Source organism: uncultured Schumannella sp. (genome assembly GCF_905479755.1).
Classification (GTDB): Bacteria; Actinomycetota; Actinomycetes; order Actinomycetales; family Microbacteriaceae; genus DCRR01.
In genome coordinates this window covers 45,769-58,276 of record NZ_CAJQNT010000005.1, presented here as the reverse complement: position 1 = coordinate 58,276, position 12,508 = coordinate 45,769, and the positions used below count along the sequence as shown (strand labels likewise).

Here is a 12,508-nt window from a genome sequence, read left to right as displayed (position 1 = left end):
GTACAGCCAGTACTACCCCCAGCCGGGAGGGCGGCTTAGAATATGCTGGTAATCGGTGCGTTTTTCTGGCACCGTATCCGGGGGAATTAGAAGGAGCGTGAGCGTGTCCGACGACGACACCCGCGTTCCCGCGGGATGGTATCCAGACCCACTCGGCCTGCCTCAGTTGCGCTGGTGGGACAACCACTCCTGGACGGAACACACCTCGGATGCGCGCCGTCCGGTCGCGCCGAGCCAGTCGCGGCCCGCGACCCGCGTCGACTACGCGGACCCCTTTGAGGTCTTCGAGCCGCGCTCCGCTGGCACCGCGACGGCCACCGACGACGACTCCGATCTGCTGTTCGGCACGCCGAACCTCGCGTACGCCGACCCGGCGCGTTCGCTCGCCGCACCCGACTACAGTGACCTGTTTCCCGACGAAGCCTCACCCGCCCAGCGCTACGCCAGCTACGGGGTCCCCGCGGGGGCGCCGACGAGCCAGGCCTACAACCTCGACTCACGTTTCGACGATCTGCTGGGCGGCATCCCGACTCCGCGCACGGCGACCTCGCACCTCGGCGACCAGGAGGAGCAGTACATCCCGGATGCCGAACACGCCCGCCGCGGAACCGCGACGTCCGAGCATCCCGCTCGCGGCGCGGGCGGCGGCCCGCGGTCGCCGTACCGCGCTACGGGCGGCGAGGCCCCCGCCCCAAGCCGCGCGACGCACGGCCCCCGCGCCTCGGCCGAGATCCCCCGCCAGGTGGGAACCGGTCCGGTGTGGTCGATCGCGCTCCTCCCCCTGGCTTTGCTCGTGCTCGGGTTGCTGTTCCTGCTCTCCGGCCTCGCCGGGCCCGCATCCCCCGTCTTCCTCGCGCTCGTCATCGTCGTTCCGTACCTGCTGGTCGTGATTCTTGCGTTCGCCGACTCGCGCGCGCTCGCGCGCCTCGGCTTCGAGCAACCGCCGCACTGGGCTTGGGCCTTCTTGACCGCCCCGGTGTATCTGGTGGTGCGCATGACCGCGGTTGTTCGCGAGTCCGGCCGCGGCTTCGGCCCGCTCATGACCTGGGTCTCGCTCGCGGTGGTGCTGGCCGGGTCGGTGATCGCGGTGCCCGGGCTCGTGATCGCCCTCGCGCCGGATGCCTTCGCGCAAGAGGCGGAGACCTCGGTGCAGGATGCGGCCGCCACCTTGGGCGGCGATATCGCGCTGGACTGCCCCGAGATGCCCCCGCTGCTCGTAGGTCAGAGCTTCGGATGCGCGGCAACGAACTCGCGCGGGCAGGAATTCGTCGTCACGGTGAGCCTCCAACGCGCAAATGGTTGGATCAACTGGCGTGTCGATGACTGGGGGATCTTCACGATGTAGTTATCTGGAGCTGGCTTTCAGCTTCAGCACCCCTGAAACATCCCTGAACCATCCCTGAACCACCCCGAGCTACCCCCGCACCAGCTCGCCTCGGCGATCTGGGGGTGCTCGAACCGTCCCCGTTTGGGGACATGAAGTGCACAGGTCGTTCTGCCTAAACTGGACGACACGTCGACGGCAAGGAGGGGAAACCCGTGACCGACCAAGCGACACGGGTCGTGCCCGCAGGCTGGTACGACGACCCCGCCTCACCCGCACGGGTGCGATGGTGGAATGGCATCGCCTGGACCGAGCACGTCGCCGACAAGCCGAGCGCCGAAGACCAGGCCGCCGCCGCGGCGCGGGAAGCGCAGGCCCGCGAGGCCGCCGCCCAGCAGACCGCCGCTGCCCAGCAGACCGCCGGCCAGCACTCCGCCGCCCAGCACTCGGCTGGCCACCACTCCGCTGCCTCTCACTCGGCTGCCTCTCACTCGCCTGCCGCTCACTCGGCTGCCTCAGACTCGGCTACCGAGCACTCCGCTGGCCAGCACTCCGCTGCCCAGCAGGCCGCGAGCCAGCAGGCCGCCGCCGACGCGAACCACGGCCTCGACACGGGCACGGCCGCCCACGCCTCGGGCGCCGCCACCGACTCGCTCTCGTTCGCATCCGAGTCGACCGGGATCCTCGGGACCGGCACGCAGGCCGAGACGCAGGCCGACGTTCAGGCCGACGCCGCCGACCGTGTCGCCGCCGCCCGCCGCATGGAACTCGAGTTCGGGATCGGCACGAGCGAGACGCCGGTCGTTGGCTCGACCGCATCCGACACGTTCGGCGTTCCCGGTGTCAACGGCTACGGCGCCGGCACCGACGACACCGCCTGGCGCTCGACCGCAACGGGCTCCATCGCCACCGAGTCGCTCACGACGGGGTCGATTCCGGCCGTCGGCGGGCGTCGCCGCGACCTCCCGGATCGTTACCTGCTCCCCGACGCCGGCACCTCGACCGGCCCCGCCTGGCTGATCGCGCTCAGCCCGCTGCTGACGCTCGTGCTCGCCGCGGCCGCCGGCTACGTGTACCTGTTCTTCTTCCCGGAGCCGCTGATCTTCGCGGCCGTCGCCGTCGTGTACCTCCTCGCGCTGCTGTGGGCGCTCGCGGATGTGCGCACACTGCGGGCGCGGGGATTCGAGCCCGCGAGCGCGCTGTTCACACTCCTCGGGGCATTCGTCTACCTGATCGCGCGACGCGTCCGCGTTTCCGGTTCGGGACCGCTCGTCACGTTCCTGCTCCTCGGCGCCGCCGCGATCGGGGCACCGGCCGCCGCGTATGCGACAGGTTTCGCGCAGCCGATGATCGTCGCGATCGAGGTGCAAGACACGCTCCAGCGCGAACTCGTGGGCAGCGGTTCGGCCACCTCGGTGAGTTGCCCGCTCGTGCTCGGCTCCACCGCCGCTGGCACGACGTACACGTGCGAGGCCGTGATGCCGACCGGCACCGAGCGCCTGGTCTGGGTGAGCCTCGACAACGACTCCGGCGGCTTCAGCTACGCCTACGCCGTCAACTAGGGGCTTTCGGGAGCGAAGGACATCATGACCCAGGTACCGGACAGCACCGAAGCCGGCTGGTACCCCGACCCCACGGATGCGCAGTCGTTGCGCTGGTGGGACGGGATGGGGTGGACGACGCACATTTCGGCCAAGTTGATCGAGACGATCCCGCGCGTCACCCCGACCGCGGGCGAACTTCGGGTGCGCGTGCGCGGGGCGCATGCCGCGCCGAGCGACGACGATGTCGAGCTCAGCGCCGACGCAGCGCCGGAACCCGGGCAAGCTGCCGATGACCCGGGCGCGGCCGAGACCCGGCGCGCCCGACGTCCGCAGTTGCGTCCGCGCGACGAGCGCGCGGCGGGCCGCGCCGCCTTCGGCGACCTGAGCTGAGCCACACCGCGCGTCGCAACGCCCGACGCGACTCGGCCGGCCCGCTCCCAGCGGGGCTGCTCCCGGCCGGCCCGCGTCTCGCGGCCGGGCGCTCACACCAGCCGCGGTTCAGGCGCGCGTGCCATGCTGGGGGCGATGCGCATCCTCTTCATTCGGCACGGTCAGACGCCCGCCAACGTGGCGGGAATCCTCGCGACGGCGTATCCCGGGCCGGGACTCACCGAGCTCGGTGAACGGCAGGCCGCAGCCTTGCCGCGGGCGCTCGCGGCTGAACGCATCCGGGGAATCTATGTGTCCACGCTCGTGCGCACGCATGCCACGGCGGCGCCGCTCGCCTCCGCGCTGCAACTCGATCCGGTCGTCGAGGACGGGCTGCACGAGATCGAAGCGGGCGGCCTCGAAGGACGACGCGATCGCGACTCGGTGACGCAGTATCTGGGCACGCTGGAACAGTGGGGCCTCGGCCGGCTGGACACCGCGATGCCGGGCGCCTCCGACGGGTTCACCTTCTTCGATCGGTACAACCGGTCGTTGGATCGAATCGCCGAGCGGCACCCGGAGCCGGATGCCACGGTGGCGGTGGTCAGTCACGGTGCGGCGATTCGGGTGTGGTGCGGTGGCTCGACGCTCAATGTGACCCCGGAGTTCGCCGTGCGGAACGAGTTGGAGAACACCGGCGTCATCGTGGTCGAAGGCTCGCGACGCGACGGCTTCGTCGTCGAATCGTGGATGAACCGCCCGCTCGGCGGGCGTCTGCTCGCCGACCCGGCGGCAGCCGATCCGACCGGCGAGCCGTTCGAACTCGCTGACGACTAGCTGGGGATCGTCACCGCATTCGGCACAAACAGGTGCGGCGCGCGCGGCCAGGTAGTGAACTGGATGGCGCGAAAGGAGCATCATGACTTCGCACGATTCATCCCCCACTGGGGGCCGGCGTCCGCGCGGTCTCGGAGTTGAGATCCCGTTGAACGCCGCCGCCGATTCGGCTGCTGCGGGCAAGCCCACCTCGCCCACGAGCGAGAGCACGCTCACGGGTAGCGCCCGTACGAGGCCCGCGGACGCGCCTGTCACGCCACCCGGAGGCATGTCCGGCGGTTCGCCGGGCGCGACAGGCAGCAGCGCGCCGGGCGGCTCGTCTCTCGCGACGCCCGACCCGATTTCCCGCATGACGCCGGACCCGAAGCCTCGCGAGACACCCGACACAACTCCCGACCCGAAGTCCCGCGTGACACCCGACGCGATGCGCGCCCCCACACGCAAGGCGAGTGCGGAACGACGCCACCGCGGCACTGCTGCGGCGAACGCGACGCCGCTGCACGACGACCGGTGCACGGGCGCCTATCGCGAGCGCGAAGTCCTCGCTCGCGAACACCACATGTCGGCGCGGCACGACCGTGCGGCCGCGGACGGTGACGACACTGACCACACTGACGACGCGACCTACGAGCTGGACGCGGGCAGTCAACGTTCCCCGCTACAGGCCAAGCAGCAGGCCGATACCCCCGCACCTCCGGCAACGCCGCGCTGGACCGGGGTGTGAGTCGGCGGTCCGGACACGAGTGCCAGTGCTCCTGACCTCGGAGCCGTGGGCTCTGGTGTCCGGCCGCGATGTCGGTCTACTCGGCGACCTGGAACCACGGCGGGTACACGGCCACCTTCGGCGCGGGGCCGATCCCGCCCGGCCACGATGCGCCGAGGATCTCACGCACACGGTCGCGCGCCGGCTCGTGCGCGACACCGATCAACGCGATCGACTTCACGGGCACGCTGGCCCCGGCAAGCAGTTCAGCGTCGCGCAGGCCGATGTCGGCGCTCGTGTCGTCGGGGTCGGCGAAGTAGGCGGAACTGCGACGCTGCCGCAGGAGCGTGTTGCCCGCGTCGATTCCGACGGCAAATCGCGACGACCCGGCAGCCGCATCGCCGTCGGAGACGATGACCTCCGCGCCGAGTTTCGCCACCGGCACCGCGAGAACGACAAAGTCGCTCGCGACCTGCGCCGCAACGATCGCCGCCCAGTGCGGGGTCACGGGGGTCTCGGGGGCGAAGATCGCACGGAGTTCACGCCAGCGTTCCGATTCCGCCGTGAGCGCGAATGCGACGTGGTCGGCGACGCGCGAGCCGACCGGGGTTTCGAGGTCGGCACGAGCTTCGCGGGCGAGCTGCGAGGTGACGTCGACGGCCGGCGTGGCATCCGCTCGTAGCGCGCCGTCGGCAAGGATGCTTGCCAGGTTGCGGATGTGCGTGAAGTGGAAGACGCGTTGCGTCGCGAGGTTGTACGCGGCCGGACCGCCCGACGACGCACCGCCTGCGGATGAACGGGCCGAGCCGGCGCGGCTCGCCGATGCAGGGGCCGAGCGAAGATTCGAGACACCCGAAATGCGGGTGGCGCGAGGCGTTCGGGTGGGCACAACCTTGGGCTCGGGCGCCTTCCGCGGGAAGCAGCTGTCACAGAGGCCCTCGTCGAAACCATGGATGCATTCGGGCATGAGGGTGCGGGCCTTTCGGGGTGAAGCGCGGGGTGCGGCTTCCACCGTACGCGACTCCCGCGTGTGCCAAGTGCGAGCGTCGGGGGACGTTTTCTCGCACTCTCCGAGGTCGGCGCCCGTCCCGGAGCACGGTCGCGATCCGACGTGACTCTCGGCATGCGAAGATCGGTGGTTGCCCCGACGGAGTTCTCTGACACGACGTCTGCTCAGGTGCGACGGACCGGGTTGCGATTCGACATCGGGTCGGGGCTACGGGTCGGCATCGGCATCGGCATCGGGATCGGGCTGCGGCTCGGCATCGGGTCAGGGCTGCGGCTCGCCATCGAGATCGGGCTACGGCTCGGCATCGGGACGGCGCCTCGCGACGGCAGTCCGCCACTCCTCGGAGCACGCGTCGGGCCGGGTGACACACCCTGCGATGGGGCCAGCGAAGCAGCCGGGGACGGCGCCGACGATGGTGACGACACGCAGTCATGTGGTCGGCCCTGCGGCGAGCCGTGCGGGGAGCCGTGTGGCGAGTCGTGGCGCGAGTCGTGCAACGAGTCGTGCGGCGACTCGTGCGGTGAGCCGTGCGGCGACTCGTGCGGCGAAGCGCCGGGAGGTTCGAGCCAATACTCCCCTCCGTGGCGCCGGATTCGGGATCCGGTGTTGTGCACGTTGAGGTGGTGGAAACGGCAGAGCAGGATTCCGGCGGCAAGGTCGGTGCGACCGTGGTCGGCGGCCCAGGCATCCACGTGGTGGGCTTCGCACCAGGCGGGCGGTCGATCGCAGCCCGGATACCGGCACCCGCCGTCGCGCGCGGCGAGGGCGATGCGCTGACGTCGGGTGAAGAGTCGCTGTTCGCGCCCGACGTTGACGGCCTGACCGTCGTCGTCGAACGCGATCGGCACGCTGCCCTGTTCGCAGGTGATGCGTTCGACCGTGGCGATGGAGATCGCGGCCGTTTCGCCCTCGAGGTAGCCAGCGCCCGCCCGGCGGGCGAGGTCGCGCTCCGACACGTGGACGCGCACGCCCGGCTGCCAGCGCCCGAACAGGGATCCGTCGTCGGCGTCGGTGGCGAGACGGACCATCGCGACGAACGCGTCGAGCGCGAATTGTTCGTTGGACCGCGGATCGTCGATGAGCGCGGCCGTGCGCGCCTGCTCGGTGGGATCGACGAACCGCGGCCCGCCCCGACGCGGGGCCGTGACGCGGTCGAACGCACCCTTCACGAGCGCCGCCGACTCGGGGTCGAGGAGGCCGTGCAGGCGAGTCATGCCGTCGTCGGCCGGCGAGAGCTTGAGGTAGCGACGCTCGAACCGCGCCGCCTCGCGTTGAGCGACACCCGCCTCATCGATCGCGTCACGTTCGTGACGCGCAAACTCGGCGAGCCGGTCGGCACCGATCTCGCGGGCTCGCGCAACAAGGCGCTCGGCCGCTCGGCCCAGTGCTTCGGGCGCCACGGTCGGGGACGGGTCACCGAGCCCACTTCGAATGGCGTGCGCCGCGTCGACGCCGAGGTCTCCCCCACGCACGGCCTCGGCCACTGCTCGAAGCCACGGTCGTGCGGGCTCGTCGGGGGACGGTGCCGCCAGAAGCGTGCCGACCTGCACAAGTGTGCGCGCGTCGCGGCCGGACTGGCCCGAGACCCGTTGAATCAGTTCTTCGCCGGTGCGGGCGCCCGCGCGCTGCGCGAGACCGGAGTGCCCGAGCTCGCGGCGCGAGCGCCTCGCGATCTCGGCTGAGATGAGCGCCGCGCGGGCATCGATGCGGCGGCGCTCCTCGGCACATCGCGCCAAGCCGGCGAGCAATTGCTCGTCGCTGAGCGTGTCGATCGCCGGTTCGTCGCGCGGCGCCGCTGAATTCGATGAGCCCGGGCCAGGTGCCGCAGGACCCGGGGCAGCCTCACCCGAGTCAGCCTCACGCGGGAGAGCGGCGCCGGAGGTGGCAGAGCCTGAGACAGTGGCGGAGACCGTCGGGCCGGAGACAGCGGCGCCGGAGGTGGCGGGGCCTGACACAGCAGTCGCGGAGACCGTCAGGCCGGGGAGAGCGGTGCCGGAGACAGCAGGGCCCGAGACAACGCGGCCCGAGACCGCGGGGCCCGGCGCAACCTCGCCCAGCGCAGCCTGGCCCGGCGCAACCCGATCAGGCGCAGCCTCGCCCGGCGCAGCCTCGCCCGGCACAACCTGAACAGGCGCAACCCGGCCCAGCGCAATCTCGCCCGGCGCGACCGGACCAGGCACAACCGACTCCGACTCAACCGGACGCGTCAAACCCGGACCCGGCACAACCGGATCGGCCGCGATCGATGCGCGCGCGCCGCCCACCGGAGGGTGGTCGAGAAGTGTGCCGGGCATCCGAATTCCTCAAGGAGATGAGTTCGGCACGAACAAGTCAATTTTAGAACATATGTTCGAATGCGTCAAGGGTTGTGCACAGGTCGTCGGGGGTGGCGCAACGAATCCCGTCGGCGGTCACCAGGAGGGTCGCGCGAAGGTCGAGTCGGTCGGCGTCGCACAGTTCGGGTCCCGGACACGGTGTTGCGGTGCACACGCGCAGACGCCGGGCCGTCGCGGTCACGAGCGCGAGCCAACTGACGTCGTCAGCGAGCGCGGAATCGCGCCGCGACTGTCGGATGCGTCGCAACAGCCCCTGTCGTCGCCGCGACACGAGCGCTCGCCCGGCCTCGATCGCGACGACCATGCCGCGCGCGCCGCCTCCGATGGCGCCGCTCAGCAACTCGACGATCACGATGGCGTCATGCGGCAGCGCGGGGCCCGGCGGGATGTCGATCTTCAGGATCGACTTACTCGGACGGCCCGTCTCGTCGAGGCAGAAGAACCAGAGTTGCCGGCGAATCGGGCGCTCGACGAGGGTCGTCACTAGCCGCAGCGCGTCGCCATCGTTCGCGACCGGGTGGTCGCGCAGGTCGGGTTCCGGGGCGTCGGGTTGCGTAGGCATGTCACGACTGTGCACCGCGCGGCGGCCGAGCACTCACCACCGACCGTTGATCGTGGATATGGACGCGGTCGAGAGCCTGGGGAGGAGTCGATCGCCGTCCTCCCTCACGCGACGACGTACCGCGGCACCACCCGCGCAGCCCAACCACCCCTGCGCAGCCCGCGCTCAGCGCGGGCGTGCCGCCACCAGCTCGGCGAACCGGCTCAGCTCGGCCACACCCTCGGGCGTGGTTGGCAGGGACCGCAACAGCCCCGGCGAGTACACCAGGTATGCCGCCCATTGCGCGCGCGAGATCGCCACATTCAATCGGTTCCGTGACAGCAGGAACGACAGCCCGCGCGGCACATCCTCGGCGCTCGAAGCGGCGAGCGACACGATCGCGATCACCGCCTCCTGCCCCTGAAACTTGTCGACCGTGCCGACGCGCACGCGGTCAAAGCCGGCCGCATCGAGCACCTCGCGGATGCACTCCAACTGGGCGTTGTACGGCGTCACCACGATCACGTCGTTGGCCGACAGCTTCCGAGCAGCAGCACGCGAGTTCTGCCCGGACGTCCACTCCCGCCCGAGCACCGACGCGACAATCTCGCGCACCCGCTCCGCTTCGGCGAGCGACTCGGTCGATTCCCCGGCATGCTCGACCGGCACCGCGTGCAGCCCAGGCGCGACGCCCGAAAGCTCCCGCCCCAGCACACTCGGATGCGACCGCAACGCATCCTCGTAGCTCAGGTGCGAGACGACGGCGGTGAGGTCGGGATGCATCCGCCGGGTTTCGGCGAGGAAGTATCCGAGCGCGTCCGGCAGGACATCGTGCCCGCCGCCTACGTGCTCGAGCGCCGAGCCGTCGACGGGCGCCGGGTGGATGCCCTGGCTGACCTGCGGCAGCTGTTGCGGATCCCCGACGAGCAGCAGCCGCGACGCCGCCTGGGCGACCCCGATCGTGTTGGCGAGCGAGAACTGCCCCGCCTCGTCGATGACGAGCAGGTCGAGCTGCCCGCGCGCGACGCGTCTGAGGTTGGTGAAGTCCCAGGCGGTGCCGCCGAGCACGTAGCCCGAGGCCGCATGCCGCGCGTGGAATGCCGCATGCCCGTTGTAGGGCAACTCACTGAAGGGGCTCTCGGAGTAGAAACCCGGGCCGTTGTCACCCGACGGCGTCTTGGCGACGAGGTCCGCATCCAGCCCGGCCTCGACGATGCCGTCGAGTACGTTCTCGACGACGCGGTGCGACTGCGCCACCACGCCGACCCGCCAACCGTGCTCGGCGACGAGGGCCCGAATCACATGCGCCGCCAGGTATGTCTTGCCGGTGCCGGGCGGGCCTTGCACGGCGAGATAGCTGCGGTCGAGCCGCAGCAGCGAGTCGATGGTCGCGCGCACCACGTCGTCGGCGCCCTCGGCGACCGCGAGCGGGCCGTCGGTGTGCGGCGTCGCCGCCAACAGCACATCGGATGCGGCAGACCGCGGCCACTCCCCCGCACCCGCGAGCAGGGCGGTTCCGAACTCTCCGATCGCGACCTCGATGCTGCCGGCCTTCGGCGGCGGCCCGGGCGCGAGGGCGAGCGGCACCTCGTTCCACTCGGATCCGCCGGTCGGGCACACCTCCTCGATGAGCACGCTCAGCTCGTCGCCGTCGTCGCCCCCGTCAAGGACCTTCACCCCCACGTCGAGCCGCGACCCCGCGGCCCGACCGTTCTTGACGAATGGCCCGGGCGCCTCGTACAGCGCGAACGCATCACCGCCGACCCGCGGAACCCCGCTCCCCGGCGCCCACTCCCCGTGCAGCCGCAAGTGCCGCCGGAGGTTGCGTTGGCGACCCTCGACAAACCAGTCGCGTTCGACCTCGACCCGCTCAACCAGGAACACCCCGCGCTGCTCCGACCACTCATCGACCGGGTCGGTAAGGCGCGCGAAGTGCTCCCACCAGAAGCTCTTCTGTTCGCGGCGGTGGTAGTCGATCGCGGCGGCGGCCAGCCGGTAGCCGCGCCCCGAGGCGGGGTCGCCCGCCGCCTCCGCCTCTGCCGCGCGAGCCTCGAGCCCGAGGGCGAGCGGGCTCTCCTCAAAAGGGGCGCGCTCACCGCCCTCCGCGAGCGACGAGGCGTCAGACGGGACGCCCGGAAAGACCCCGTGCTCCCCCGCGCGCGCGATCAGCCAGTCGCGCAGCCGCCGCGTCGAGACGCAGTCGTACGTGTTGTAGTCGGCGATGTCGTCGAGCATTTTCTGCGCAGTCGACTCGTCGCCGGCGAGCGCCAACTCGCGCGAGCGTTGGTACTCCTCCACCGAGTCGGCGGCGTTCGTGACGCCGTCCTCGCGACGCAGGTCCGACCCCATGTACAGCGGCTCGAGCTTTTTGATCGAGTACGAGGGAACCCCCGCCCGCAGGGTCTTCCGCACCAGCGGGTACAGGTCGACGAGCACCCCGTCACGTAGCAGTTCGTCGACTTCGTGCTCGCCGACCCCGTGCCGCGCGGCGATCGACAGCAGGTGCGTCTTCTCGTAGGCGGCGTAGTGGTAGATGTGCATGCCCGGATGCGCCGCCCGCCTCGCCGCAACGAGGTCAAGGAAGGCGCGCAGGGCATCCGCTTCGGCCGGGAGGTCGTGCGCCCAGAAGGCGGTGAAGGTGTCGTCGTTGTCGGTCATGCCGAACAGGTAGTCGAGCCCCCACAGCACGCGGCCGTCGCGTTCGGCGCGCCAGAGCGGGTCGCCTTCGAAGTCGAAGTACAGGTCGCCGGCATCGGGCGCCGGCAGTTCGGCGATCGCACCGGGCGTGTGGAGGGTGACGCGGGGAAGGCCCGCCGCATCCGGCCCCTCGGTTTGCAGTCGCGCCTGCTCGTGCAACGCCTGGTAGCTGCGCTCGGGCACGGTGCAGCCCTCGGGCCGCGTCGGGGTGGCGGCAAGCGCGCCCATGGTGGTGATGCCCGCGTCGAGGAGTTTCTGGCGCTGCGCCAGGCGGATGCCCGCCACCTGCAACAGGTCATCGTGCGCTTCGAGCTGGTCGGCGCAGTGCACGCAGTGACCGTCGATGGTGAGCTCGGGGTCGCCCCACTCGGTGGGCCCGGTGGCGGCAAGCCGCTCCGTCACGACCTCGCGCAGGCGTTCGCGCTGTAACCGGTAGACGGGGGCGATGTCGCAGATGGCGTGTTCGCTGGTGGAGCCGTCGCCGAGCAGCAGTTCGACGGTGTCGTCGACCGGGATGCCGAGCCGCACCAGGTGGTCGTGGTAGGCGGCGAGCTGCAGCAGCGCGCTGACTTTCACGGAGCGCGCGACTTTGGTGTCTTGCACGCGGTAGCGCCCGTCGGGCTGCCGCACGAGGAAGTCGGCGTAGCCGATCGTCGGTGCGGTCGGGTCGGTCTCGTCGAAGAAGGTGGCCTGGAATACGACGGCCGCGCCGCTTCGCAGCGCCTCGACGGTGGATGCGGCGGCGGCCCGCAACGATTCTGCGGTCAGCGGGGTGGGGCGTGCGATCTCGACGACGCCGGGGCGCCCGTCCACCGCATCCGCGTGCTCGGCCCGGTAGCCGTCGAGCACGTCGGCCTCGTGCCGGTCGCCGAGCCGCCCGGCGCGTTTCAGCATCGGGTCGTCGTCGACGGGGACCTTGTCGAGCCGCCCCAGTTTGAGGTCGAGCGTGCGCGCGAAGGCGTACTCGCAGTCGGAGAGCAGCTTGAGGTCGCTGGGGCTGGTGACGAGGGCGGAGCCGTCGGCGTCGCGCAGGATGAACACACCCGCAGGTTAGCGGCAGGGTGCGACGTTGACCGGGGCGGCCGGCGATGGTCGCCACCCGTGGACAGTCCGAACGTCCAGCGTGCCCGTTCGATGACACTCGCACC

9 protein-coding genes are annotated in these 12,508 nt (G+C 70.9%); 5 read left to right on the top strand and 4 right to left on the bottom strand.

From position 1 onward, the window contains the following. Positions 1-103 precede the first annotated feature (103 nt). The 5 genes from QZ258_RS01880 to QZ258_RS01860 all read left to right on the top strand — a co-directional run bounded on the left by QZ258_RS01880 (position 104) and on the right by QZ258_RS01860 (position 4,798). The gene (locus tag QZ258_RS01880; RefSeq protein ID WP_294178494.1) at positions 104-1,345 is read left to right on the top strand and encodes a DUF2510 domain-containing protein; all 1,242 of its coding nucleotides are present in this window, start codon (positions 104-106) and stop codon (positions 1,343-1,345) included. A 194-nt stretch (positions 1,346-1,539) separates the two neighbouring features. Beyond that, positions 1,540-2,886: a DUF2510 domain-containing protein gene (locus QZ258_RS01875; protein WP_294178493.1), complete on the top strand. Its 1,347-nt coding sequence runs from the start codon at positions 1,540-1,542 to the stop codon at positions 2,884-2,886. 24 nt (positions 2,887-2,910) lie between these two features. Continuing rightward, entirely contained in the window at positions 2,911-3,258 is a 348-nt protein-coding gene (locus tag QZ258_RS01870; RefSeq protein ID WP_294178492.1) for a DUF2510 domain-containing protein, read from the top strand. 135 nt (positions 3,259-3,393) lie between these two features. Beyond that, a complete protein-coding gene (locus QZ258_RS01865) occupies positions 3,394-4,074 on the top strand; it encodes a histidine phosphatase family protein (protein WP_294178491.1) in 681 nt (226 codons plus the stop codon). 349 nt (positions 4,075-4,423) lie between these two features. Beyond that, positions 4,424-4,798, top strand: coding sequence for a hypothetical protein (locus QZ258_RS01860; RefSeq protein WP_294178490.1), 375 nt, complete (start codon positions 4,424-4,426; stop codon positions 4,796-4,798). A 76-nt stretch (positions 4,799-4,874) separates the two neighbouring features. On the opposite strand, the gene QZ258_RS01855 is transcribed toward QZ258_RS01860, so the two are convergent. From QZ258_RS01855 to QZ258_RS01840, 4 genes are all read right to left on the bottom strand, one after another. Next, the gene (locus QZ258_RS01855; RefSeq protein ID WP_294178489.1) at positions 4,875-5,666 is read right to left on the bottom strand and encodes a DarT ssDNA thymidine ADP-ribosyltransferase family protein; all 792 of its coding nucleotides are present in this window, start codon (positions 5,664-5,666) and stop codon (positions 4,875-4,877) included. Positions 5,667-5,950: 284 nt separating this feature from the next. Then, positions 5,951-7,522: an HNH endonuclease signature motif containing protein gene (locus QZ258_RS01850; protein WP_294178487.1), complete on the bottom strand. Its 1,572-nt coding sequence runs from the start codon at positions 7,520-7,522 to the stop codon at positions 5,951-5,953. Positions 7,523-8,123: 601 nt separating this feature from the next. Next, on the bottom strand, positions 8,124-8,684 hold the full coding sequence (locus QZ258_RS01845) for a hypothetical protein (RefSeq protein ID WP_294178485.1): 561 nt from the start codon (positions 8,682-8,684) through the stop codon (positions 8,124-8,126). A gap of 165 nt (positions 8,685-8,849) precedes the next feature. After that, the gene (locus tag QZ258_RS01840; RefSeq protein WP_294178483.1) at positions 8,850-12,401 is read right to left on the bottom strand and encodes a bifunctional RecB family nuclease/DEAD/DEAH box helicase; all 3,552 of its coding nucleotides are present in this window, start codon (positions 12,399-12,401) and stop codon (positions 8,850-8,852) included. Between the last annotated feature and the right edge of the window lie 107 nt (positions 12,402-12,508).